Source organism: Kribbella sp. NPDC026611, assembly GCF_040638345.1.
Classification (GTDB): Bacteria; Actinomycetota; Actinomycetes; order Propionibacteriales; family Kribbellaceae; genus Kribbella.
Window position 1 is genome coordinate 1 of record NZ_JBEZYC010000018.1, and the last position, 22,390, is coordinate 22,390.

A 22,390-nucleotide genomic window follows, 5' to 3' on the forward strand; every position below is an offset into this window, starting at 1 on the left:
CCCAAGTATTAACATATCAGGACCAACGGGTGGGGCCAAGATCGTTCGTCCGGTGGGGCGCTCCATCTTGGCCCCTCTGGCGTCTCCTGATCGCGCTACGCGTGGGCCGAACGGCAGGCGGGAAGACGCGAGGCGCGCACGCTGTCGCAGTGGATTCAGTGGCGGCGGTACGCGGTACGCGCCTTCCAGAGGGTGCGAAACATGGACTCGCTGCCGCTGTGGCGTCCGATGACGCTAGTAAACGGGAAGTCAGCCGGAGCAACCGCAATCCGGGCGAGTGGCCTGACCGGGTTGGGATTGACCCATTGGCCCGACTGCAGCATTCCTGCGACGGCGGGCTCAGCCGTGAATCCGTCTCGGCGGAGTACGTACAGCCAACCATCGGTGAGCAGCTCCGAGTCAGGCTGGTCACTGTCGATCGAAAAGAAGTACTGCCGGTTCTGGGTGTCGCCACGTATCGACCAGACGCCGTTGCGCGTGGAGCGGAAGCCATGCCCACGCGTCAGGAGGGCGAACCACATCGCCCACCCCGGATCGTCCGTCGCGAAAACCGCGCGCTGGCTACCGAACGCCGTGCTGTCGTCGGACTCGCGGTCCGGTCTCAGCTCGCTGATGCTGTCGCGCTGGCTTCCATGGAACAGCACTTGCCGGTGTATCGCGAGCCATCGCAGGTAGGTCATCGTCTGCCCTGGCGGCCGCAGTCGCTCCGGTGAGCCGGGCGGGTCGACGCAGCTCCTGGTGAACTCCTCATACGCACGGCGGTTCGCCGGATCTAGCGGTGGTAGCTCAGGCAACCGAGGCAGCCCCAGCAACGAAAGCAGACCGGCGCCCGGTATGGACTGCAGCGTAGTTCGGGTCGTAGGCATGCAGACATCCTCCCCGCAGAGCAGGGCATAGCCGGGCGCCGTCTGTCGACGACCCGGCACCAGTTCCGCGGCCGTCGAGCGACGAAGCAGCCCGAGGACCAGGTCGCCATGGAGTGGCGCATTGGCAGTCGGCTTGCTAACGGATTTGCTAACAGGACCGTGGACGGCTGTGGACGAGCCCGGCGATTTGAGCGGGCCATGCGCGCAACGAGCAGCTTGGCGAACGCCTCTGTGGACCTCGGTCGACGGTGGATCAGCAACTTTGAATCTTGAAGACCAGGATCGAAACCTGGCGGGGGAGCAACCCACGCTCGCTACGCAGGCACTCTGTCGTCGCTCCGCTCCAACGCAACGACGGAAGCAGGGGACGGGCGGCAGCCATCACGGGGACAGGGCAGGTGTGCCGACAGGGCCGCATGTCCGCCGCCACAGGCTGCTCCGCTTGTCGGAGGATCACAGCTCGCACCACTCGCCGAGGCGCGCCGGGTTGCCGTTGGCAACGAAGTCCTCGAGCGCCGTTCGTGCTCGCGCAGTGTCCAGGACGAACTCACCCGTGAATGTCGCGAACTCACCCATGATCGGCACTTCAACGATCTGTCCGGGCTCTACGGAACCGTCTCCCCGTAGGAGGGCCATCTGGTCTGGCGCGGACGCGCAGTGCATCACCGCGAACCTGCCCCGGAAGCCCACCGTTACGAGGGGGAACTCACGTTCAGCCGATCGCAGTTCCAAGTACCCCTGCCCGATGCCCATGAGCTGATCGAACAGGCGGAGCAAGCTGCCAAGGTCGACGGTCGTCTCCACCTGGTGGAAACGCCCCGACTCGACCGAGGTTGCGGCCACGACCGCTTCGAGCTTCGACATGACCTGGCTCCTACGCGTCGACCGATCCAACCGTCTACTTGCTCCGCCCGAGTATGCCAAGGGGCCGCGATAGACCCGGGTCGACAGTCGATCAGCAACTTTGAATCTCGAAGACCAGGATCGAAACCTGGTGGGGGAGCAACCCAAGCTCGCTACGCGGCCGCTCTGTCGTCGCTACGCTCCTCCGACGCGCCCCCTCCGCGAGCTCCCACCCACCCTCGGGCTACCGCAGACTTCCTGCCAGCTGCCGCTGGCTTGTTGCGGGCTGCGCGCCGCCTGCGACTACCCCAGGCCGGCGCCGCTCGGAATCGAACCGCTGGTGACGGGCTGAGGTAATTCGTCCCCACGCGGTGGAATCAAGGCGCTTCGGACCATCCTGGGCACCGCCTCCGGCGGGGGCCTAACTCCGGGGTGACCGGGCCGATTTGGCCGGCTGTTCGAAGTAGGGAACGCAAGGTCGGGATGGACCGGCTACGCCTCCGGGGAACCTGAAAAGACACGGAGCACATGTCCGTCCGGATCAGCGACGCGGAATTCGCCATCGTCGCCCGGATAGGGCGTCAGGATCTTGGCTTCGTTGGTGACGAGTCGCTCGTACAGTGCGGCGGGTTTGCTGACGAACAGCGCCAGCCACGTCCCAGGCTGTCCCTGGCCGTTCACGCACAGATAGATCTCGTGCTCGTCCCAACGGATGATGCCGAAGTCGGCTGGATCTCCGAAGGTGCCAAGGAGTTCGAAGTCGAGGACCTCCGTGTAGAACTTGATGCTGGACTGAAGGTCGGAGACGTTCAGGATCGGGTTGATGTGGACAAGGACCCCGCCTGTCGAACCCGGCATAATCTGCTCCTCCAACGTCGCTCTTGCTAACACCTTTGCTAACAGAAACTGCGGATCGATGTGCACGAGTATGGACCAGGCCGGTCGCATTAAGCCTCGCGAACGAGACAGACTGGCCCCGCATAGACGAGCACGCACGGCCAATCAGTAACTTTGAATCTCGAAGACCAGGATCGAAACCTGGCGGGCGAGCAACAAGAACCCCAGGTCAGAGCATCTCTGACCTAGACGTTCTCTCATGCTCAGCCGGATTTGGCTAACGGATTTGCTAACCCGCAACCATCGCCGAGGCGTCTGGAACGTCGTAGCCCTGGTCCCCGTCGTCAGGTTCAACGGTGACCGCAGCGGCAAATGTCGCTACTACCCCGTCTGCGCTCTTGCGGATGATGTGCGCGTGGACCCGGAGAGTGATGGCCCGGATCGGCATGGCCAAGACGCCCCGCAACCACATGCACGGCCACCGGATGTCAGCAGCGCAAACGGGAAGACACCGGGGTGGGGTGCGCTACGTGCTGGCGCTCAGCAGCTCCGCCAGCGGCAACCTGACGTCAGCAGGGTAGAGACCAAGGTCCTCGAACTCGTCAACCCCAGCCCACATCAGCTCGAAGCTGTCCTCTGGACCATGCGCTTCCGCTTCTGAACCGGACAAGACCGGCGTGCCGGTGACGTCGGCCATCAGGAAGTACGAGGCAGGCCTGCCGTTGTGCTTGCCGGTCCAGAGCAACCGGCCGATCGTTGCCGTGAGGGTGGTCTCCTCATTCAGCTCCCGCACGGCTGCGGTTTCGGCCGTCTCGCCTTCCTCGACGTGCCCCCCGGGCAGGACTGCGTAGTGATGGCCAGGACACTCCGGCCCGTCCCACCCACTGGCTTCACACATGACGCAGTCGTTGACTGCCTTGTGCCGCAGATAGCGCTTGATTATCAGTGCTCGACGACCATCGGTGACAACGGCGACCGCTCTTGGAATCGGCATGCCGAGGAGGGTGCCAGCAGCCTCCGACAATCCGTTCAGGGCCGGACTTGCTAACGGATCGGGGTGAACGATCAGGCGCAAGCTGGGCCGGGTGCAGGCTCAGGTTTGGAGCAACCAGAACCTCCAGCTCAGAGCGCTTCTGACCCAGGGTTCTGTCATGCAGCAACCATTTTGCCAGCGAGCCATTAAGTCGGAGGCGTCGTCAGACTCGGCGGTCACCGCTGCGGCTCTGAACGGGCAGCCGCATAGAGTCGTTCGGTGCCTGACTTTCCGCCTTGCGATGATGTGTGCGGCGCCCTGGAGGAACACGTCAGGCGCTACTTCGCGGGCCGAACTATCGACGCGTTCACGTGGTTGGCCGGACCTGTCCGCGAGCAGAATCCGCACTTCAGGGTTCTTCGCGTCGCCCCTGCAACCGCCGCGGACGTGTGGACGTACGTCTCCGTGGGAGGGTGGGCCGCAACCGATGAAAATTCTGGTCTCGAGTTCCTGATCTGCACGGCCGCCGCCGAGGACCGCGCTGTGGAGCTGCTGGCAATGACGGTCCACTACAACCACGGAGGCAAGCTCGGTCTAGGTCACACGCTGCCCATCGGCGAGCCCTGGCTCCCAGGCTCAGCTTGTGACCACCTGCTGATCAGCCTCCCGTACCCCTACGGCCCCGAGCTGCAGACATGCCACGTCGGCGATCGCCACGTCGACTTCTTGTGGCTCGTCCCCATCTCTGCGTCAGAGCGAGACTTCAAGCTCACCTCAGGCCTAGAGGCCCTCGAGTCCCGCTTCGACAAGGCCGGACTGAAGTACTGGCAGGCCGACCGCGCCTCCGTGATCTGACGGAGAAGCACTCATCTGCCGCGATCCGCGCTTCCGACGCTCGCAGCTCATCCGGCGAATCGCTGGACGAGGTACGCTCGCTTTATGTACTACAAAAGAGTGGATTCTGTACTACAGAACCTAGATTTTGTACTACAATATTGCGATGGCGATCACGTGGGCTCCGAGCGCGGACAAGCATGGCATCGACCATGAGGACGCGTTGCACGCGATCGAGAACGCCTACTACGTCGAGCGTGAGTTCGACGAGCCACGGCCGCCTGCGACGGTCCGACCTACCTTGTTCATCGGTCCTCCGCGTCGGCGTGGAGGTGCCCTGTTGGAAGTGATGGTGGAGATCAATCCGCCGCGCGACCTGCATGTCTTTCCTGTGATGGTGGCTCGTCGTAAGCACCTCGAACGGATGGAGGAGGATCAGTGGTGAGCGACAAGTATCGCGAAGCCGCTGAGTGGGCTGAGCATGAGATGGAGCTGCCGAAGAACTCCTCGACCGCGGTGCGCGGGAAGGCTGCGGCCGACTTTGGCAAGGACCTCATTGAGCACAGTCGGCGTGGGCGGCCGTCGATCGATCCGGACAAGGCGCCTGGGGAGCGGACTCGAGTTCGCCAGGTCCGTCTGCCAGGCAGTATGGATGACAACCTGACTGCGTTCGCCCAGGCTCACAACACCAACCCGAGCGCTGTCCTGCGCGAGGCGTTGCAGGAGTATCTGGAGACCCATCGCATCGCCGGCTAGTAGGCCCGATGATCACCGGGAAGCCTGGGGGTTGGCCAGGTGTGCGCAAGTCCAGAGCGTGCACGTGGTACCTCAGTGGGCTGTCGTGTCCTTCGTGCCGAGCGTCGATGCCGACTCGCTTCGCGGTTCGAATGTTCGCGGGGTCGACTGACACGCCCCAGTCCTCGAGGAACAGCGTGTCGGCGGTCAGTCCGGCGCCGTACAGGTCTCGGGTGATCTGGAAGGACTTGCAGAGCTTTCCGGGGGAGTTGGTGAGGGTGCTTGCGGGGCGTGGTTTGTCCCATTGGGCGGTCATCGTTTCGAGGCCTTCGATGGGGAGTGCGCCGCGGATGAAGACGACGTCGGGTACATCGGCCGCGTTCATGACTGCGGCGAACTGGTGCCACATCCCGTAGATCAAGTAGACGTACGCGACCCCGCCTTCCGCCCACATCACCGAGGTTCGTGGCGTCTTCTTGTTGCCGTGGTGGACCTCGTCGGTGAAAGCCGGATAGGCCTCGACGTCGCAGATGACTCCGGCGACTCTCCCGGCGGCCGTCTGGTGGACCAGGACCTTGCCGAGGAAGTCCGTGGCGCTGTCCGCCGCCGGGCGCAGGTAGAACTCGCGCCCTAGACGCCGAGCTGCTGCGGGGCGCGCAACCTGGGCTCGGGTCATGCCTCAGCCTTGCACATGGACTACTAAGTGATACCGTATAGTGGTACTCGGTGTTACGGAGTAGTCGGGGAGGTGTAGTGGACGGTGTGACGGAGATGTTGAAGGGGACGTTGGAGGGGTGCGTGCTGGAGATTATCGCGGGGGAGGAGACGTATGGGTATGCCATTACCCGGACGCTGAATGCGTTGGGGTTTGTGGATGTCGTGGAGGGGACTGTTTACACGATTTTGTTGCGGTTGGAGAAGAACGGGCTGGTGGAGGTGACCAAGCGGCCGTCGGAGCAGGGCCCGCCGCGGAAGTTTTATGCGTTGAATGCGGCGGGGCGGGCGGAGCTCGAGGCGTTCTGGGTCAAGTGGGAGTACGTGTCGTCGCGGATCGACAAACTCAAGGAGGGACACGATGAGTTTCTGGGACACGGTCACCGGTAACGACATGACCCGGGATTTCAAGGCGTTCGAGGTCCGGGCCGCGGCGCTGCCGGCGGAGCACCGAGCGGCATGGGAGCAGGTCAAGGCCGGGCTCTTCCCGTACGCCGGATTCACCGGCCGCAATCTGATGCCGATTCTGGACGGCGCTCTTGGGCTGCTCGAGGTGACGGCGGCCGACGGGCAGAGCATTCAGGAAGTGCTCGGCGACGATATCCCGGCCTTCTGTGCAGCGCTCGCAGGTGGCGAAGGAGCGCGGAGTTATCGCGACAAATGGCGCGCGCAGTTGAACCGGAATGTCGCAACCAAACTGGCCCGGCTGGGAGGCTGACGTGGGCATTCACGACATCATCGAGGGCAAGAAGCAGTGGCGGGCCCACGTGGCGCGGGTCAAGGCGCTGCCGCCGGACTACCAGATCGTCTACAAGGAAATGCAGCGGTACTTTTTCAAGGTCGGGCCGACCGCCTTGGCGGAAGGGAATCTGCTCGGCGGGATCGTCGACTTCTTCGAGGAAGGTGTCGCGGCCGGCAAGGGCGTGCTCGAGCTCATCGGCACCGACGTGGCCGCCTTCTGCGACGACCTGATCAAGGATTCGCCCACGTACGCGGACATCTACCAGAAGTCCAGAGCCTCGGAGAAGTAGGTTCGCTCAGACCTGTACGCCGTTGCGGAGCGCGGCGTACAGGTGGTTGAGCCGGGTCCGGTGGTCGGCCGCGACCGTGTCGACGGGCGTCCCGGCGATCAGCTGGCGAGCGGTTTCGACGAGGACCGTGGTGTAGCCGGCGATGAAGAAGGCGGCGAGTAGCGGCGACTCGGGCAGCTCTTCGGTGAGGGTCTGCTGCAGCTCCGCGGCGATCTCGCGCGCCCGTGCGATCAGCGCGGGCGACGCCGCGACCGTCCGGAAGAACGGCACGGAGCCGTCCGCCAGGCCGGAGAGGGCGTGGCGGTCCTCGACCAGGCGCATGGTGGCGGTCTCCAACGACGTGAGTACGTCGGTACCCCGATCGCGGACCGCGGTGCGGAGCAGCTCGACCGCGTCGTCCGTACGGTCGAGGAACAGGTCTTCCTTGCGGGGGAAGTGTTTGAAGACCGTGACGCTCGAGACGCCGGCCTCCCGGGCCACCTCCGCGACGGTGACCGCGTCGAAGCCGCGGTCCAGGAATAGCTGCGTCGCGACCTGGGAGATCTTCGCCCGCGTCTGAGGGCCGCCGCGCGCATCCGTCCGGGGCATGTGTGACCTCACTCTCTTGTGTGACTAAGTTAAGTCACTTAACCTAGTGGTATGTCCACCACGCAGACAACCCGATCCTTGCGTACCGCCTGGCCCGCGCTCGCCGGCCTCTCCGCCGTGTTCCTCTTCGAGATGCTCGACAACTCGATCCTGAACGTCGCGCTGCCCACCATCGGCCGCGACCTGCACGCGTCGACGACCGCTCTGCAGTGGGTCACCGGTGCGTACGCCGTCGTGTTCGGCGGGCTGATGCTCGCGTTCGGCGCGCTCGCGGATCGGTACGGGCGACGCAAAGTCATGCTGATCGGTCTGGTCCTGCTCGGCGTCGCGAGCCTCGCGACCGCGTTCGTCGGCACGGTCGAGCAGCTGATCGCCGTACGGGTCGCGATGGGGATCGCGGCGGCGATGACGACTCCGGGCTCGCTCGCGCTCGCGTTCCGGCTGTTCGACGAGGACAGCCTGCGGGTTCGGGCGACCACGCTGATCTCGACAGTCGGGCTGGTCGGGCTCGCCGTCGGGCCGACCGCCGGCGGGTTCGTGCTCGCGGTCGCGCCGTGGCAGGTTCTGCTGCTGATCAACGTGCCGATCGCGGTGCTCGCGCTCATCGGCATCCGGCTCGGCATCGCGGCCGACGTACCGGCGGACCTGCACCGCGATCCGGTGGACGTTGCCGGCGCGGTCCTCGGTACGGCGACCGTCGTACTCGCGCTCGTCGCGCCGACGCTGTTCGTCAACGGAAGCGTCGCGGCGTGGCCGGTGACGGGCGCGGCGGTGGTGGCGGCGATCGGTTTCGTACTGCGCGAGCGGTCGGCGGCGTACCCGTTGCTGGATCTCGAGCTTGTCGCGCGTCCATTGGTGTCCAGCGGGCTCGCGTTCAAGGCGGCGGCGGGGTTGGCGACGGCGAGCCTTGGTTACCTGGTGACGCTGCAGTTGCAGCTCGATTGGGGCTGGTCGCCGGCGCTCGCGTCGATCGGGATGCTGCCGCAGGTCGTCGTCCTCGTCGTTGGTGGATTGTTGATCAATCCTCTTGTACGACGAGTCGGGCTCGGGCGGGCCGCGTGGATCAGCGCGGCGGCTGTGGTGTTCGGGCTGGCGTTATATGCGCTGTTCGGCCGGTTCGGGTACGCCGAGGTCGCGGTGGCGCTCGTGCTCGTCGCGGTCGGGATGCGGGTGGTCGGTGTGGTGGCGGGCGTCAACGTACTGCGTGGGCTCCCGGAGAACCGCACCACGATCGGGGCTGCGCTCACGGACACCGCAACCGAGGTCACCTCTGGCGCCGGGATCGCGATCACCGGCACGATCCTCGCGGCACTCTTCACCGGCAGCATCGCGGATCCGAACTGGACCGCTCACCAGACTTCGCAGTTCGAATCGGCGACCACCATCGCCGGCCTCGCGCTTACGGTCCTGTCGGCGGCTCTCGTCGGCTACGGATTCCTCCGCTCCCGAGGCGCTGTCGATTCCGTTGCAGTCTGACGAGACTCTTGCTGCCGCATTACTTCGCCGGCGAGGTCTGTGAGTGCTTGGACGTCGGTGTGCCGGACGGGTGGGGGCTCAGGGGTTGATCCAGCGGCGGTAGGCGGTGGGGTCGACGTTGCTGCCGCAGATGATGGTGGCGACGCGGCGTCCGGCGAAGCGTTCGCGGTCTTCGAGGATCGCGGCGATCCCCAGCGCGGCCGAGGGTTCGACGACGAGGCCGACGTACTCGAGCAGCAGGCGCATGCCGGTGATGATCGAGCTCTCCTGCACAAGCACGGCGTCATCGGCGACAAGCAAGAGGTCATCGAGTACTTCGGGAATCGGCCGCCGCCCAGCCACCCCGTCGGCGATGGTGTCGATCGAGTCGGTAGTGATCACCCGCCGCGCATGCCACGACCGAGTCAACGCCGGCGCCCCCAACGGCTGCACACAGACGACCTCGACCCCGGGCATAAGAGCTTTGAACACATACCCAACGCCGGTCGCCATCGCCCCACCCCCGAGCGCGACCAAAACCACGTCAAGCGGCGCTGCGTCGCCCGGCGACGATGGTTGGGTGGGATCGACAGCGGCTAACCGGTGAGCCGGACTGCCTGCCGAGGAGGGGCTACCGGGCCCGGCTGCTGCTCCCCGGCCCCCCGGTGCGCCTGACCCGGCTGCTGACTCAAGTCGTCCCGGTGCGCCGGGCCCGGCTGCTGACTCCAGCCCTCGAAGTGCATCTGACGCGGCTGACGACCCCAGCCCTCTCGATGCGCCTGACCCGGCTGCTGACTCGTGTCCTCTCGGTGCGGCGAGCTCGGCTGCTGGCGCCAGTCCTCGCATTGTCCTTGACGGGGCTGACGACCCCAGCCCTGTCGGTGCGCCTGACCCGGCTCCAGAGCCCAACCTGCCCGATGCGCCGGACGCGGTCGGTGCTGCGTCTCCTACGAGTTCGAGGGCGAGGGTGGCGGCGCCTTCGCAGGTTTCTAGGTCGAGGCTGTCTTCTAGTAGGCGGATGTTGTCGTGGGTTGCGATTTCGGTGGCGCGGTCGCGGGCTAGTTCGTGGTCGCCGTCGACGAGTTCGAGTTTGGCGCCGAGGGCGCGGATTCGCTCGAGTTTGGCTGGGGTTGCGAAGCGGGAGGCGACGACGGTGACGTCCAGGCCGCGCTTGCGGCCGGACCATGCGAGGGCCTGGCCGAGGTTGCCGGCGCTCGCGCACACCACGGCTCGCTGTCCGGCGTCGGCCAGTTGGCTCGCGACCAGCTCGGTGCCGCGTCCTTTGAAGCTGCGGACCGGGTTTGCGGTTTCGAGCTTGATCGTCACCGAGCAGCCGAGCGCGGCCTCCAGGGCCTCGCACACGTACGACGGGCTGTCGAGAAACACCGGATCGATCACCGAACGAGCAGCCCGAATCCGCCCAAGGTCAAGCCGCGTCCCATCCACGACACCGGAGCGTATCCCCGCCCCGTGCCACACCCGCCGCCCAGACCGCCGCGCCACTCAGACCGCCTCACCAGCCGGCCGCCTCGGCAGCACGACCACCTCACCATCCGGTCCGCCTCGCCGCCTCGCCGCTCGGGCCCCCGCCGCCTTGCCCCGCCGGACCGCTGCGCCGGCCGGCCTCGGCAGTACGACCACTCGGCAGCACGACCGCCTGGGCAGTACGACCACCTCGCCAGCCGGCCCCGCCTCGCCGCCTGGCTGGTTGGACTGCCTCGTGGGGGTGGTGGGCGGTCTGCTTGCGCTGCTTGAAGCTCTTCGGTGGGGCTCTGAAAATCTGTGGTGGCGGGATTAGACATTGGGTTGTGGGGCATGTAGTGTTCCTCGTGTTGACAGAGAAGAACAGCGAAGCTGAGGTGGACAGCTAACGTTCTGTCCGAGAGTGTGATTGTGAAGTACGTACGACGGCGGACTCGGCCGGGCCGATCTGTGAAGGGGCTCGGGTTTCCCGCCAGGATCCGGTCAGGGTCGCGGGGCCAGTGGTTGAAAGGGGTTCCCGGCTTGACGGATGCAGGTAGCAGTTGCAGTTCGCAGGTGAAGTAGCAGTAAGCAGTTCTGTAGTCGCAGTACGTAGTTTGTGGTTGTAGTCGCAGTTTGTAGTTGCAGTAGGTAGTTCGTAGTTCTGTACCTGTAGTTGCAGTGCGTAGTTGTTGTTCGAGAGAGAAGGAAAGGGATTACACCGTCGGATCGCCCGCCAGTGCCAGTACTTCGCCAGGCGGGTGCCGTAGCTCCATCAGATGGGAAGGTGGTCTTCGGTTACGCATTCAGCGATCCCCGCAGCGTCAGCTTCCGTATGGCTCGCTGCGGACAGGCAGGCCCGGCTTCACGGCCGGTAGATGGTGACAATCCACAACCCCTGGGCCCCGGTGCTTCGGCACCGGGGCCCTTCGCCACGGAGGCGCGATGACCCCAGACCAGTACACGGAGACACCGATGAGTCCACCCCCGACCACCGGGCCGGCCCATTTCGACGATGACGACTATCCCGCCTTCACGATGGGCCGCGCTGCGGAGATGCTGGGCACTACGCCCGGTTTCCTGCGCAGCCTGGACGAGGCGAAACTGATCACCCCGCAACGCTCCGAAGGCGGCCACCGCCGCTACTCGCGCTACCAGCTCCGACTGGCCGCGCGCGCCCGCGAGCTCGTCGACCAGGGCACGGCCCTCGAGGCCGCCTGCCGGATCATCATCCTGGAAGACCAACTCGCCGAAGCCATCCGCATCAACGAACAAATGCGCGAGCAGGACTAGCCACCGACGACCGGGATCCGCAGGGCCGCACTCGCCCGACGGCCAGGCTCCGCGGACCCCGCAGGTAAGGCCCGAAGCGCCCCGACACACCGCTGACTGTGCCTGAACCGCAGCCCCGGCATCGCATCGCCTCTGCCGCTGAGGATGCGTCCGCCCGGCGCACCTCCAGCACGCTGCCCGCGCACGCGGCCCAGTTGCCGCCGCGCACGTGTCGCCCCGGTTCCGCGGCGCACGCGCGGCCCAGGTTCCGCCGACCCCGAATCGCCCCCGCCACCGAAGGCGTCCACCCGGTGGACCTCCAGCACAGCGCGTTGTCACCGAGCCGGAGGGTGTACGCCGTCCGCGTACGCGCGGCCCAGGTTCCGCGGACCCCGAATCGCCCCGCCACCGAGAACGCCTCCGCCGGTGGACCTCCAGCACTGCACGTCGGCACCGAGCCGAAGGGCGTACTCTGCCTGCGCACGCGCGGCCCGGCTTCCGCGGACTCCCAATCGCCCCCGCTGCTGAGGATGCGTCAGCCCGGTGGACCTCCAGCTCGCTGCCCGCGCACGCGGCCCGGGTTTTCGCGAGGCACGCGCGGCCGAGGTTTCGCGAGGCACGCGCGGGCCAGGTTCCGCGGCGCACGTGCGGCCCAGTTTCCGCCGCGCACGTGCGGCCTGTTCGCGCTAGGGCGCTGGAGAGGTCCGGCCGTCACATCGGCCAGGGCGTTCGTCCCTAGCTGTCGTGTCGGGAAACTGTCCGGAGCGCCTGACAGGCTGGTTGTGTGGATGATGGTCGGCTTGTGCAGGTTGGGGATGTGACGCTGTTTGTGCGTGAGCTTGGTCGTCGTGGCGACGGGCCGTCGGTGGTTGTGTTGCACGGTGGGCCGGATGTTGGGTATCGGTATCTGGTGCCGGGGTTCGAGCCGTTGGCGCGGGATCATCACGTGGTGCTGTTCGACTTTCGTGGGTGTGGACGGAGCAGTCGAGGGTTGCCGGTCGAGGCGTTGGAGCCGGAGTACGTCGTGCAGGATGCGCACGAGCTGATCGACGTACTCGACCTCGGAATCGTTGATCTGGTGGGGTTTTCGACCGGTGGGCGGGCGGCGATGCAGTTCGTGGACAGGTATCCGGAGCAGGTACGGCGGTTGGTGCTGGCGTCGACGACTGCGTACAAAGGGTCGGAGAGCGCGCAGTACCTCGAGGGCTGGGCGGAGTACGAGCGCAGGCAGCGAGCCGAGGACGCGGCGGACGGGCGATTGCGCAACTCGACGATCTTCGTGTGGGACCTGGACCTTGCGCCGAAGTTCCTTGCCTTGCTGGGCTCCGACGTCGGCGACTGGTCCGAGGAGCGCGCGGTCCGAGGGCTGATGCATCCCTGGGTCACCCGGGATGGTGAGGAGATCCTGCGGGAGTTCGGGAAGCCGATCCTGATCCTGCACGGCGAGAAGGACATGGGGTTCCCGGTGCAGCTGGCCGAGCGGCTCCACGCCGCAGTACCCAACAGCCAGCTCGAAGTGATCCCCGATGCCGCGCACATGTGTCACTTCGAGAAGCCGGAGGTGTGGGCCCGGCATCTCCATGAATTCCTCAGTCGATGACGCAGAAGACCGTGCCGTCGGGGGACTTGAGGACGACGAAGTCCGCGTCCGGTGGATAGGTCCAGTCCTCGACGCGGGTCGCGCCCAACGAGATGAGACGTTCCACTTCGGATTCGAGGGTGTCGGTCTCGTGGTCGATCCAGAGGTCCAGGTGGGTCTGGTCGTTCTCGTCGAGGTGGAGGCGGGTCGCGGGTGCGGTGCTGGGTGGGAGGAGGAAGTCGGGGTTTCCGGCCGGCGTCAGGCCGAGGGCCGCGGTCCAGAACTCCCTGGCCGGGCCCAGGTCTTTCACGTTCAGGATGATGGCGCCGAGGGTGAGAGGCATACGGGCTCCTGAGTGAGTGGTCGTGGGACATGTGTAACGGATTCCCGGGCCGTGGCGTCGAGTGGGCTGTAGAGGACGCCAACTCAGGGAGAAACGATGAAGCGGTGGGGAATTGGGCTCGCGGTGGCGAGCGGAGTCGCGGGACTGGCACTGCAATCGGTCGCCATGGCGGTGCCGGCCAGCACGCAAGCAGCACCTCAGACCCGCAGCACGCAAGCCGAGCAGACACGCAGCACGCAAGCCGAGCGGGCCCGCAGTACTCAAGCCGAGCAGGCCCGCAGTACTCAAGCCGCGCGGGTCCGCAGCACACAAGCCGCGTTGCGATGGACGACGACCGCGGTGAACCGGACGCCGGCCGCGTTGTCCGATGTGGACAGCAAAGCCGGTGTGACCTGGGCGGTCGGGGCCGATCACGTCGTGGACTTCCAGGACCAGCGACCGTTGGCGATGCGCTGGGACGGGAAGAAGTGGACGGCCGTCGCACAGCCGGTACGCACCAACGCGCAGCTCATCAGCGTCGCCATCGGCAACGCCAAGAACGTCTGGGCGGTCGGCGAGGACCGCGTCGACGAGCGAACCTCCCGCCCCCTCGTCATGCACTGGAACGGCACCAAGTGGCAGGTCGTGAAGCCGCCGGCGGTCTCGACCGGCACGTTCGACGACGTGGTGGTGAGCAAGGACGGCGCAGTCTGGACGACCGGCTGGGCCAACGTCGGCGGAGCTGAGCGGGCCGTCGTCTACCGGTACGCCGGTGGTAAGTGGCAGCTGCTCGGCGACGGCCTCGAGGGCGCGATCAACGGCAACGTCCTCACCGTCCTGTCGGCCAACGACGCCTGGGTCGGCCTCAACGCCGGGCTCGCGCACTTCGACGGCAAGCGGTGGACGCTAGTGGCCGACGTACCGACCGACGGCTCGCAGATCCCGACCGGGTTCGCGACGATCGGCCCGAAGAACATCTGGATGGTCGGCGTCGACCACGTCGCGCGCGAGCTCCCGCTCGCTGTGCACTACGACGGCAAGAAGTGGACCAAGGTCGCAGTACCGGCCGGGTGGGCCCAGCTGTACGGCGTGACGCTCCGCAACGGCCGTCCCGTCGCGGTGGGCGAGCGGTTCGAGGAGTCCGGCCAGACCATCCTCGCCAGGCCGCTCGTCCTCGAGTACAACGGCACCAAGTTCGTCCAGGCGCCCGCGCCGGCCCCCAAGCAGGGCACCCTGACCGCCGCCGCGGCGGCCCCCGACCGCACCTGGGCAGTCGGCCTCACCCCATCCTCCGTGACCACCGACTACGCAGCCTTCGCCGCCTACACCCGCTAGCAGCCGACGGGCAGACCGGCTACTCCCCGGTCTGCCCGTCGATCACCTCGCGGACCAGCTCCTCCGCGCTCAGGCCCGCGCACTTCGCGCGCAGGGCGTCTCGGTGAAAACGCAACCATCCACCCAGAATCGCCTGCTCGTCGCCGTCTCCAGGCTGCGGTGTCCGCTCCATCGGCTCAGTACACCCGTCAGAGGGGGTGGACGAGGAGGGTCACGACGATGCTCGCCAGGACGCCGGCAGTGAAGAAGATGATGTTGGCGTAGAGGGCCTTCCGGTCTGCGGCCTTGGCCGCGGTGGCCAGCTCGGCGCGCAGGGCAGTGACGATCGCCTGCTGCTGGTCCGGGGTGATGGAGTCGAGCGACTCGGGGTCCGGTACGTCGCGCGGAGCGGGCCGGCCGGGCGGGGGGAGCGCGCCCTTGGTCAGTGCTCGGGACTGGCGGACGAGGGCGGTACCGACGGTCAGGGCCGCGATCAGGAGGATGACGGCGCCGAGGAGGGAGGCGGAACTCACAAGCTCAGGCTAGGGGGAAGTCGGCCAGTAGCGGGCTGAGCAGGGCGTTTCTGGGGATCGGATGGTGAGCAAGTAGGCTTGCGCGGGCACTGAACCGGGTGCCTGTGCTGATACTTGTTGAAGAAACTCGCAGGGAACTCGAGGAGAAGACCGCGTGACTTCCCATCGTCCCGCGGCGGTCGTGATCATGGCCGCCGGTATGGGCACCCGAATGAAATCGGCGATCCCGAAGATGCTGCACGAGATCGGCGGGCGCAGTCTCGTCGGGCACGTGCTGGTTGCCTCCCGCGCGCTCGACCCCGAGCACCTCGTGGTCGTGGTCGGCAGCGGCCGCGACCTGGTCGAGGCCCACCTCAAGGCGCTGGACCCGGACGTGAAGACCGCCGTTCAGGAGCAGCAGCTCGGTACGGGTGACGCCGTGCGCGCCGGGCTGAGCGCCGTACCGCAGGACTTCGACGGTTCGGTGATCGTCACCTCCGGCGACGTACCGCTGCTGGAGGCCGAGACCCTGCACGAACTGGTCGCGGACCACGACAAGCAGGGCAACGCGGTCACCGTGCTGACGGCTCACGTCCCGGACCCGACCGGCTACGGCCGGATCATCACCGGCGCGGACGGCAGCTTCGAGGCGATCGTCGAGCACAAGGACGCCTCCCCGGAGCAGCGTCTGGTCGACGAGATCAACGCCGGCATCTACGTCTTCGACGCCGCCACGCTGCGCGACGGCCTGAGCCGGCTGACCACGGACAACGCGCAGGGCGAGCTGTACCTGACCGACGTGATCGGGATCGCGAAGGGTGACGGCAAGCGCGTCGGCGCCCACGTCACCCCGGATGCGATGCAGACCGAGGGCGTCAACGACCGGATCCAGCTGGCCCAGCTCGGCGCGGAGCTGAACCGCCGTACCCTCACCCGGCACATGCGCGAGGGCGTCACGGTCGTCGACCCGAACACCACCTGGGTCGACCAGACCGTCGAGCTGGCCCGCGACGTCACCCTGCTGCCGAACACCCAGCTGCACGGCACCACGACCGTGGAGGCCGGCGCGACCATCGGCCCGGACACCACGCTCACCAACGTCACCATCGGTGCCGGCGCGACCATCGTCCGGACACACGGCTCGGACGCCGAGATCGGCGCCGGCGCCAGTGTCGGCCCGTTCGCGTACCTCCGCCCCGGCACCAAGCTCGGCGTGAAGGGCAAGATCGGCACCTTCGTCGAGACGAAGAACTCCACCATCGGCGACGGCGCGAAGGTGCCGCACCTGACGTACGCCGGTGACGCGACCATCGGCGAGGGCGCGAACATCGGCGCCGGCACCATCTTCGCCAACTACGACGGCGTCGCGAAGCACCCGACCCACGTCGGCAAGCACTCGTTCATCGGCAGCAACTCGGTGATCGTCGCACCCCGGACGATCGCGGACGGCGCCTACCTGGCCGCCGGTACGGCGCTGACCGAGGACGTCGGCCCGGGGGAGATCGCGGTCGCCCGCGGCCGGCAGCGCAACATCAAGGGCTGGGTTGCCAGGAAGCGGGCCGGTACCAAGACCGCCGCGGCGGCCGAGGCAGCGCAGGCCCAAGCTGACGCCGGGACGTCCGGCGAGCAGCAGTAGTCCACGCGAATCAACGGGAGGCGGCGGCCATGAGCGGGATGAAACGAACCACCGAGAAGAACCTGATGGTGTTCTCCGGACGGGCCCATCCCGCGCTGGCCGAGCAGGTGGCCGAGGAGCTCGGCGCCGGGCTGGTCCCGACCCAGGCGTACGACTTCGCCAACGGCGAGATCTACGTCCGGTTCGAGGAGTCGGTCCGAGGCAGCGACGCGTTCGTGATCCAGAGCCACACCTCGCCGATCAACGAGTGGATCATGGAGCAGCTGATCATGATCGACGCGCTGAAGCGGGCGTCGGCGAAGCGGATCACGGTCGTGCTCCCGTTCTACGGGTACGCCCGGCAGGACAAGAAGCACCGCGGCCGGGAACCGATCTCGGCCCGGCTGATGGCCGACCTGTTCAAGACCGCGGGCGCGAACCGGCTGATCTGCGTGGACCTGCACACCTCGCAGATCCAGGGCTTCTTCGACGGCCCGGTGGACCACCTGATGGCGCTGCCGATCCTGAGCGACTACGTCTCCCAGAAGTACGGCGACCAGCAGCTGGCCGTGGTGTCCCCGGACGCCGGCCGGATCAAGGTCGCGGAGCAGTGGTCGGCCCGGCTGAACGGCGCCCCGCTGGCCTTCATCCACAAGACCCGCGACATCGAGCGGCCGAACGAGACCGTCGCCAACCGCGTCGTCGGTGAGGTCAAGGGCCGGGTCTGCATCCTGGTCGACGACATGATCGACACCGGCGGCACCATCACCAAGGCGGCCGACGCGCTGTACGCCGAAGGCGCCGCCGGGGTGGTGATCGCCGCGACCCACGCCATCCTGTCCGGTCCCGCGGTGGACCGGCTGAAGAACTGCCAGGCCAGCGAGGTCATCGTCACGAACACGCTCCCGATCGCCGAGGACCGCCGCTTCGACAAGCTCACCGAGCTGTCGATCGCCCCGCTGATCAGCCGGGCCATCCGCGAGGTCTTCGAGGACGGCTCGGTCACCAGCCTGTTCGAGGGCCGCGCCTGAGCGTCAGGCCCGGCGCCACGCGTAGTACGCCGTCCCGATGGCGGCAGCGGTCATCGGTACGGCGGTCAGCAGGCCGACCCAGCCGTTCCCAGGGATGACGAAGGTCAGCACGATCGTCATCCAGAGCACCGGGATCCACCGCGGTACGGCGTGCGACCGCAACAGCCCGACCGCCTGGACGACGGTGCCGATGGCAACGAGCAGGGAGCCGGCGATCACGCCGCCGAGCAGGTGCGCGGTGTCGTGGTCGGCCTGGTTGATCACCGCTGTCCCGGCCGCGACGTCCACGCCCGGAGCGGTGGCGAAGTAGTACGCCGCCGCCCAGCCGGCCACGCCCACCGAGTAGAGCGCCGTACCGATCCACATGATCAACCCACCGACCGTCGCCCAGGCGGCGCCCCGGCGACGGACCAGGAACACCGTCAGCAGCGCCTGGGCCAGGACGTTCAGCACCAGGTTGGCGCTGAGGACGACCAAGAGGCCCCACCACCGGTCGCGGAGTGGCTGGATGTCGCCGTACGTGTAGGTCTCGCCGCCGCCGGACGGCTCGGGCCAGAGCACGCCAGCGGGCATCGCGACGACTGCGGTGAGCACCATGATCAGGCCGGCAATACCGATCCGGCGGCGGGTGACGGGATCGGTGGCCGGTACGACGGCAGACCGGGTGGTGTCGGTGGACATGATCGGAACCCCCTTGGTGAGAACTGACCAGTTCAGGGAACGCCAGGTGGGTCGGGTGGCACATCGGAGCGGGTACCGAGCCGGATCTCCGTGCTGACCCGGAGCCGTACGGCGGCGCGCGGCCTTACGCTGACGACATGCGGTGGGGGCGGTGGATCTCGCTCGGTCTATCGCTGCTCGCCCTGGCGATGGCGGCGGGCGGCGGCTGGCTGCTGATCGCGTACCGCTCCGGAGCGCACACGGCCAGGAACTTCGCCGGGCTGGGCACGGTCGCCGCGGCCATCACCCTGCTCGGGCTGGTGATCAGCCGGCGCGAGCCCCGCAACCTCGTCGGACCGTTGCTGACCTGGGTCGGCACGACCGCGATGTACCTGGCCGTCCGCGACGTCTACTACAGCGTCGCCGTCGCTGATCCGGGTCGGGTGCCGCTCGACAGCCGGGTGGTGGCGTGGCTCGAGGAGAGCGGTTGGTGGCTGTTCGTCGCGGCCGCTCTCATGCTCCTGTACTTCCCGGACGGCCGGTTGCCGAGCCGCCGGTGGCGAGCACTGCCGCCTGCGTTGGTGCTCCTCGGCGTTGGACAGCAGGTGTTCGGCGCGTTCAACTCCGAGCCGTTTCTGTCGCCCTTGCAAAGCCTGGCGCGGCCGTACGCGCCCATGCCGCTCGCGCTGCGAGTCCTGAGCGGCGTTGTCTTCGCACTGTTCCTCGCGGCTGTGCTGGCGGCCGCGGCGTCCGTCCTGCGGCGGGCCCGGCGGGCAACCGGCAAGGTCCGCGCGCAGATCAGGTGGCTGTCGCTGGCAGGCGTCGTGGCGGTTCTCTACCCCTTCGTCTGCGGAGCCGAGATCCTCATCACCGGACAGGTCGGCCCGGTCGCGCTGGTCTTCGGTGTGATCGCGTTGGTGAGCCTGCCGGCCTCGGTGGCGGTCGCGATGCTTCGGTACGACCTGTACGACGTCGACCGGGTGCTGGCCGACACCGTGACCTACGGCATCGTGACCGTGGTCCTCCTGGGGACGTACGCCGCGGTCGCTGTCTCGATGGGCCTGGTGCTCGGTCGCGACTCCGCGGTAGTGGCCGCGGCTGCGACGGGCCTGTGTGCGCTGGTGATTTCACCGTTGCGCACCCGGCTGCAGCGGTCGGTGGACCGGCGCCTCTATCCACCGCGGCGTGCGGCCATGCTGGCGATCGAGGATCTGCAGCGGCGCATTCACACCGAGCAAGCACAGCCGGAGGAGCTGGAGGCCGCCCTGCGTGCGGCGCTTCGCGATCCGGCGTTGCGGGTCGGACTGCTCGTCCCTGGCGCGTCTGGCTTTGTCGATGCGGGCGGTACGCCGGTTGGTGGGCCACAGCTCGTTCCGGTGATGCTGGGCGGCGCGCAGATCGGCGTACTGGCTTCTGCTTCGACGAGTCCCGCCGTACTGAAGGCTGTAGCGGCCGGGGCGGCCAGCCTGGTCGAGGTGACTCGGTTGCGGGCGGAGCTGGCTGGAGCGTTGCGGGAGGTAGCGGCGAGCCGGGCTCGGCTGGTGCAGGCAGGAGACGTCGAGCGGCGACGGCTGGAGCGGGACCTGCATGACGGGGCTCAGCAACGGCTGGTGTCGTTGGGGATGGCGATGCGGTTGGCTCAGCGCCATCTGGACGACGGGTCGGTCGACGTTGACGGTCTGCTGGATCGGGGCGTTGCCGAGCTGGCCACCGCGGTGGCCGAGTTGCGGCAGATCGCGCATGGGCTGCGGCCGACGAGCTTGGATGACGGGCTGCATGCGGCGTTGAGCGCTGTCACGCAGTCGTTGCCGATACCTGTTCGGCTGCAGATCCCGGCCGAGGTGCCGGACGAGCTGGCGACGACGGCGTACTTCGTGGCGGCCGAGGCGGTGACGAATGCAGCGAAGTACGCGAACGCGACCGGGATCGTGGTCCGGGTGAGGCAGTCGGCGGGGGAGCTGCGGGTACGGATCGAGGACGACGGCTGTGGCGGCGCCACTCCGCGGCCGGGCTCCGGCCTGAGCGGTCTGCTCGACCGCGTCGCGGCGATGGGTGGCGCTCTGGAACTGCACAGCCCCACCGGCCGGGGTACGACGGTCGAGGCGGTGCTGCCGTGCGGATCGTGATTGGGGAGGATTCGGCGCTGTTCCGGGAAGGTCTGGCGCGGTTGCTGGCCGACGCCGGGCACGAGATCGCCGGTCTCGCCGCCGACGCTCCCGGCTTGATGACGGCCGTCGCGGAGACCTCGCCCGACCTGGCGGTCATCGACATCCGGATGCCGCCCGACCACACCGACGACGGCGCGCGGGCCGCACGTCGGCTCCGGATCATCAACCCGGAGCTCGGCATCGTGCTGCTCTCCCAGCACGTCGAGACGCGGCACTCGGTCGAGCTGGTGGCGACCGGCCGATTCGGCTACCTGCTCAAGGACCGAGTGCTCGCGGTCGACGAGTTCCTGGAGGCGCTGGACCGGGTCGCGGCCGGCGGATCGGCGCTCGATCCCGAGGTGGTCAACCGCCTGATCGGGCGGCGACAGGCCGACGACCGGCTGGCGCCGTTGACCCCACGCGAGCGGGAGGTGCTCGCGCTGATGGCGGAGGGCCTCACGAACGTCGGCATCGGGCGGCGTCTGTTCCTCACGGACCGCACCGTCGAGACCCACGTCGGCAGCATCCTCGCCAAGCTCGGTCTGCTCACCAACGACGAGCAGCACCGCCGCGTTCTCGCCGTGCTCGCCTACCTGGGCGGGCATTAGGTTGGGTCCATGCGAATCGCCGTCTTTCACCCCGGTGCGATGGGTTCGAAGCTTGCCAAGCAGTTGGTTGCTGTCGGTCACGAGGTGCACTGGGTGCCTGAGGGCCGCAGCGAGGCGTCGGTTGAGCGCGCCAACGACGCAGGCCTGATCGGTACGCCGTTCGCCGAAGCCGTCCGTACTGCGGAAGCCGTGCTGTGCTCCTGCGCTCCGCAGGGCGCCGTCGACATCGCCAAGCAGGTTGGCGCCGCCGGATTCGCCGGGCTGTATGTCGAGGCGAATCCGCTCTCCCCGCTGTCGCTCCGCGAGGCCGAGTCCGCCCTGCCTGGCGCGACCTTCGTCGACGCGGGCGTCATCGGCCCACCACCCACCGGCGGCTCGAGCCCGACCCACCTCGTCCTGTCCGGCAAGGCCGCCGACCAGGCCGCCGCCTTGTGGGCCGGTACGGCGGTGACAACGATGGTCGTCGGCGCCGAACCCGGTGCGGCGAGCGCTGCGAAGTCGTCGTACGCGCTCTACAACAAGGGCAAGGCCGCCCTGGCGGTGCTCGCGTTCCAGCTGGCTGAGAAGCACGGCGTGACGGATGCCCTGACCGCTCAGCAGATCCGCGGCGACGCCAGCTCCCTCCGGGACCCCGACCTCCCGGACCACCTCCGGAGCGTCGCCTGGCGCTGGGGTCCGGAGTTCGACGAAATCGCCGCCACCCTCGACGCCGCCGGCCTGGAAGGCGACGCCGCCCGCGCCCTCCGCCAGGTCTGGACCAAACTCACCTGACCCCCGGAGAACCGGATTTCCCGTCTGGGCGGGGTGGTGGGTAGACTGTTTTGGTTGCCTCGGCGAGGGACGCCCCCCGAGAACTGTTGGGCGCGGCTCCGTGATCGACGCGGTGGTTCGTTGCCTGACGCCTTCTCCGGGGTCAGCAGGCGCCCGCTGAGGCCGCAGCCTAGTTCCACCACAGTCAACAGATCACCGCAACGCTTTTGAGGAGTTAGTCTC

The 22,390-nt window shown here is 67.6% G+C and carries 25 protein-coding genes and 2 pseudogenes; 15 read left to right on the top strand and 12 right to left on the bottom strand.

The genetic code is table 11. The annotated features are described in order from the left end of the window. Positions 1-155: 155 nt before the first annotated feature. The 4 genes from AB0E69_RS40510 to AB0E69_RS40525 all read right to left on the bottom strand — a co-directional run bounded on the left by AB0E69_RS40510 (position 156) and on the right by AB0E69_RS40525 (position 3,540). Entirely contained in the window at positions 156-680 is a 525-nt protein-coding gene (locus tag AB0E69_RS40510) for a hypothetical protein (protein WP_360159585.1), read from the bottom strand. A gap of 639 nt (positions 681-1,319) precedes the next feature. Beyond that, entirely contained in the window at positions 1,320-1,730 is a 411-nt protein-coding gene (locus AB0E69_RS40515; RefSeq protein WP_360159587.1) for a hypothetical protein, read from the bottom strand. 471 nt (positions 1,731-2,201) lie between these two features. Continuing rightward, a complete protein-coding gene (locus AB0E69_RS40520; protein ID WP_360159589.1) occupies positions 2,202-2,582 on the bottom strand; it encodes a VOC family protein in 381 nt (126 codons plus the stop codon). 490 nt (positions 2,583-3,072) lie between these two features. Continuing rightward, the gene (locus tag AB0E69_RS40525) at positions 3,073-3,540 is read right to left on the bottom strand and encodes an NUDIX domain-containing protein (RefSeq protein ID WP_360159591.1); all 468 of its coding nucleotides are present in this window, start codon (positions 3,538-3,540) and stop codon (positions 3,073-3,075) included. Positions 3,541-3,798: 258 nt separating this feature from the next. Here AB0E69_RS40525 and AB0E69_RS40530 point away from each other — a divergent pair, with 258 nt between their 5' ends. From AB0E69_RS40530 to AB0E69_RS40540, 3 genes are all read left to right on the top strand, one after another. Next, positions 3,799-4,374, top strand: a complete 576-nt coding sequence (locus tag AB0E69_RS40530; protein WP_360159593.1) for a suppressor of fused domain protein — start codon at positions 3,799-3,801, stop codon at positions 4,372-4,374. Positions 4,375-4,519: 145 nt separating this feature from the next. Further along, the gene (locus tag AB0E69_RS40535) at positions 4,520-4,798 is read left to right on the top strand and encodes a hypothetical protein (protein WP_360159595.1); all 279 of its coding nucleotides are present in this window, start codon (positions 4,520-4,522) and stop codon (positions 4,796-4,798) included. Further along, a complete protein-coding gene (locus AB0E69_RS40540) occupies positions 4,795-5,109 on the top strand; it encodes a hypothetical protein (protein WP_360159680.1) in 315 nt (104 codons plus the stop codon). The genes AB0E69_RS40535 and AB0E69_RS40540 overlap by 4 nt, the downstream gene beginning before the upstream one ends. Before the next feature lie 70 nt (positions 5,110-5,179). Here the strand turns inward: AB0E69_RS40540 and AB0E69_RS40545 are convergent. Further along, positions 5,180-5,764 (bottom strand): annotated as a pseudogene (locus AB0E69_RS40545) (DNA-3-methyladenine glycosylase); the annotation flags it as partial. A 77-nt stretch (positions 5,765-5,841) separates the two neighbouring features. Between AB0E69_RS40545 and AB0E69_RS40550 the strand changes: the two are divergent. From AB0E69_RS40550 to AB0E69_RS40560, 3 genes are read left to right on the top strand one after another with little or no spacing between them, the layout of a single operon-like run. Further along, entirely contained in the window at positions 5,842-6,192 is a 351-nt protein-coding gene (locus tag AB0E69_RS40550; RefSeq protein WP_360159597.1) for a PadR family transcriptional regulator, read from the top strand. Continuing rightward, positions 6,164-6,520, top strand: coding sequence for a DUF1048 domain-containing protein (locus AB0E69_RS40555; protein WP_360159599.1), 357 nt, complete (start codon positions 6,164-6,166; stop codon positions 6,518-6,520). The genes AB0E69_RS40550 and AB0E69_RS40555 overlap by 29 nt, the downstream gene beginning before the upstream one ends. A gap of 1 nt (position 6,521) precedes the next feature. Continuing rightward, a complete protein-coding gene (locus AB0E69_RS40560; RefSeq protein WP_360159601.1) occupies positions 6,522-6,833 on the top strand; it encodes a DUF1048 domain-containing protein in 312 nt (103 codons plus the stop codon). A 6-nt stretch (positions 6,834-6,839) separates the two neighbouring features. Here AB0E69_RS40560 and AB0E69_RS40565 read toward each other — a convergent pair whose 3' ends face one another. Continuing rightward, on the bottom strand, positions 6,840-7,421 hold the full coding sequence (locus tag AB0E69_RS40565) for a TetR/AcrR family transcriptional regulator (RefSeq protein WP_360159603.1): 582 nt from the start codon (positions 7,419-7,421) through the stop codon (positions 6,840-6,842). 51 nt (positions 7,422-7,472) lie between these two features. Between AB0E69_RS40565 and AB0E69_RS40570 the strand changes: the two genes are divergently transcribed. Then, complete coding sequence (locus AB0E69_RS40570; protein WP_360159605.1) at positions 7,473-8,897, top strand: MFS transporter; 1,425 nt, start codon at positions 7,473-7,475, stop codon at positions 8,895-8,897. A gap of 78 nt (positions 8,898-8,975) precedes the next feature. Here the strand turns inward: AB0E69_RS40570 and AB0E69_RS40575 are convergent, their stop codons facing one another. Together AB0E69_RS40575 and AB0E69_RS40580 are read right to left on the bottom strand one after the other, a co-directional pair. Further along, positions 8,976-9,389, bottom strand: coding sequence for a pyridoxal-phosphate dependent enzyme (locus tag AB0E69_RS40575; protein WP_360159676.1), 414 nt, complete (start codon positions 9,387-9,389; stop codon positions 8,976-8,978). Between the two features lie 324 nt (positions 9,390-9,713). Next, positions 9,714-10,379, bottom strand: a pseudogene (locus AB0E69_RS40580) (pyridoxal-phosphate dependent enzyme); the annotation flags it as partial. Between the two features lie 933 nt (positions 10,380-11,312). On the opposite strand from AB0E69_RS40580, the gene AB0E69_RS40585 reads away from it, so the two are divergent. Next, positions 11,313-11,630: a MerR family transcriptional regulator gene (locus AB0E69_RS40585; protein ID WP_360159607.1), complete on the top strand. Its 318-nt coding sequence runs from the start codon at positions 11,313-11,315 to the stop codon at positions 11,628-11,630. Between the two features lie 796 nt (positions 11,631-12,426). After that, positions 12,427-13,209 (top strand): alpha/beta hydrolase, encoded by a 783-nt coding sequence (locus AB0E69_RS40590; protein WP_360159609.1) that lies wholly within the window; start codon positions 12,427-12,429, stop codon positions 13,207-13,209. Here AB0E69_RS40590 and AB0E69_RS40595 read toward each other — a convergent pair. Beyond that, positions 13,199-13,531: a VOC family protein gene (locus AB0E69_RS40595; RefSeq protein ID WP_360159611.1), complete on the bottom strand. Its 333-nt coding sequence runs from the start codon at positions 13,529-13,531 to the stop codon at positions 13,199-13,201. The genes AB0E69_RS40590 and AB0E69_RS40595 overlap by 11 nt on opposite strands. 96 nt (positions 13,532-13,627) lie before the next feature. On the opposite strand from AB0E69_RS40595, the gene AB0E69_RS40600 reads away from it, so the two are divergent. Continuing rightward, on the top strand, positions 13,628-14,845 hold the full coding sequence (locus AB0E69_RS40600; protein ID WP_360159613.1) for a hypothetical protein: 1,218 nt from the start codon (positions 13,628-13,630) through the stop codon (positions 14,843-14,845). A 19-nt stretch (positions 14,846-14,864) separates the two neighbouring features. Here AB0E69_RS40600 and AB0E69_RS40605 read toward each other — a convergent pair whose 3' ends face one another. Then, a complete protein-coding gene (locus AB0E69_RS40605) occupies positions 14,865-15,017 on the bottom strand; it encodes a hypothetical protein (RefSeq protein ID WP_360159615.1) in 153 nt (50 codons plus the stop codon). A 16-nt stretch (positions 15,018-15,033) separates the two neighbouring features. Next, a complete protein-coding gene (locus tag AB0E69_RS40610) occupies positions 15,034-15,357 on the bottom strand; it encodes a hypothetical protein (RefSeq protein ID WP_360159617.1) in 324 nt (107 codons plus the stop codon). Positions 15,358-15,511: 154 nt separating this feature from the next. Between AB0E69_RS40610 and glmU the strand changes: the two genes are divergently transcribed. Together glmU and AB0E69_RS40620 are read left to right on the top strand one after the other, a co-directional pair. Further along, positions 15,512-16,972 carry a bifunctional UDP-N-acetylglucosamine diphosphorylase/glucosamine-1-phosphate N-acetyltransferase GlmU gene (gene glmU / locus AB0E69_RS40615; protein ID WP_360159619.1) on the top strand — a complete coding sequence of 487 codons (1,461 nt, stop codon included), beginning with the start codon at positions 15,512-15,514 and terminating at the stop codon, positions 16,970-16,972. 29 nt (positions 16,973-17,001) lie between these two features. Continuing rightward, the gene (locus tag AB0E69_RS40620; RefSeq protein ID WP_360159621.1) at positions 17,002-17,982 is read left to right on the top strand and encodes a ribose-phosphate diphosphokinase; all 981 of its coding nucleotides are present in this window, start codon (positions 17,002-17,004) and stop codon (positions 17,980-17,982) included. A gap of 3 nt (positions 17,983-17,985) precedes the next feature. Here the strand turns inward: AB0E69_RS40620 and AB0E69_RS40625 are convergent, their stop codons facing one another. Next, positions 17,986-18,663, bottom strand: a complete 678-nt coding sequence (locus AB0E69_RS40625; RefSeq protein WP_360159622.1) for a hypothetical protein — start codon at positions 18,661-18,663, stop codon at positions 17,986-17,988. A gap of 137 nt (positions 18,664-18,800) precedes the next feature. Here AB0E69_RS40625 and AB0E69_RS40630 point away from each other — a divergent pair, with 137 nt between their 5' ends. From AB0E69_RS40630 to AB0E69_RS40640, 3 genes are read left to right on the top strand one after another with little or no spacing between them, the layout of a single operon-like run. Then, positions 18,801-20,768 carry a histidine kinase gene (locus tag AB0E69_RS40630; protein WP_360159624.1) on the top strand — a complete coding sequence of 656 codons (1,968 nt, stop codon included), beginning with the start codon at positions 18,801-18,803 and terminating at the stop codon, positions 20,766-20,768. Then, positions 20,756-21,397 (top strand): response regulator transcription factor, encoded by a 642-nt coding sequence (locus tag AB0E69_RS40635; protein ID WP_360159626.1) that lies wholly within the window; start codon positions 20,756-20,758, stop codon positions 21,395-21,397. The genes AB0E69_RS40630 and AB0E69_RS40635 overlap by 13 nt, the downstream gene beginning before the upstream one ends. A gap of 9 nt (positions 21,398-21,406) precedes the next feature. Further along, on the top strand, positions 21,407-22,168 hold the full coding sequence (locus AB0E69_RS40640) for a DUF1932 domain-containing protein (protein WP_360159628.1): 762 nt from the start codon (positions 21,407-21,409) through the stop codon (positions 22,166-22,168). Positions 22,169-22,390 lie beyond the last annotated feature (222 nt).

Coding starts and splice junctions, on each gene's coding strand:
- AB0E69_RS40510 (WP_360159585.1), bottom strand. CDS start 680: ATGACCTACCTGCGATGGCTCGCGATACACCGGCAAGTGCTGTTCCAT.
- AB0E69_RS40515 (WP_360159587.1), bottom strand. CDS start 1,730: ATGTCGAAGCTCGAAGCGGTCGTGGCCGCAACCTCGGTCGAGTCGGGG.
- AB0E69_RS40525 (WP_360159591.1), bottom strand. CDS start 3,540: ATGCCGATTCCAAGAGCGGTCGCCGTTGTCACCGATGGTCGTCGAGCA.
- AB0E69_RS40535 (WP_360159595.1), top strand. CDS start 4,520: ATGGCGATCACGTGGGCTCCGAGCGCGGACAAGCATGGCATCGACCAT.
- AB0E69_RS40555 (WP_360159599.1), top strand. CDS start 6,164: ATGAGTTTCTGGGACACGGTCACCGGTAACGACATGACCCGGGATTTC.
- AB0E69_RS40565 (WP_360159603.1), bottom strand. CDS start 7,421: ATGCCCCGGACGGATGCGCGCGGCGGCCCTCAGACGCGGGCGAAGATC.
- AB0E69_RS40570 (WP_360159605.1), top strand. CDS start 7,473: ATGTCCACCACGCAGACAACCCGATCCTTGCGTACCGCCTGGCCCGCG.
- AB0E69_RS40575 (WP_360159676.1), bottom strand. CDS start 9,389: ATGGCGACCGGCGTTGGGTATGTGTTCAAAGCTCTTATGCCCGGGGTC.
- AB0E69_RS40585 (WP_360159607.1), top strand. CDS start 11,313: ATGAGTCCACCCCCGACCACCGGGCCGGCCCATTTCGACGATGACGAC.
- AB0E69_RS40595 (WP_360159611.1), bottom strand. CDS start 13,531: ATGCCTCTCACCCTCGGCGCCATCATCCTGAACGTGAAAGACCTGGGC.
- AB0E69_RS40600 (WP_360159613.1), top strand. CDS start 13,628: ATGAAGCGGTGGGGAATTGGGCTCGCGGTGGCGAGCGGAGTCGCGGGA.
- AB0E69_RS40605 (WP_360159615.1), bottom strand. CDS start 15,017: ATGGAGCGGACACCGCAGCCTGGAGACGGCGACGAGCAGGCGATTCTG.
- AB0E69_RS40620 (WP_360159621.1), top strand. CDS start 17,002: ATGAGCGGGATGAAACGAACCACCGAGAAGAACCTGATGGTGTTCTCC.
- AB0E69_RS40625 (WP_360159622.1), bottom strand. CDS start 18,663: ATGTCCACCGACACCACCCGGTCTGCCGTCGTACCGGCCACCGATCCC.
- AB0E69_RS40630 (WP_360159624.1), top strand. CDS start 18,801: ATGCGGTGGGGGCGGTGGATCTCGCTCGGTCTATCGCTGCTCGCCCTG.
- AB0E69_RS40640 (WP_360159628.1), top strand. CDS start 21,407: ATGCGAATCGCCGTCTTTCACCCCGGTGCGATGGGTTCGAAGCTTGCC.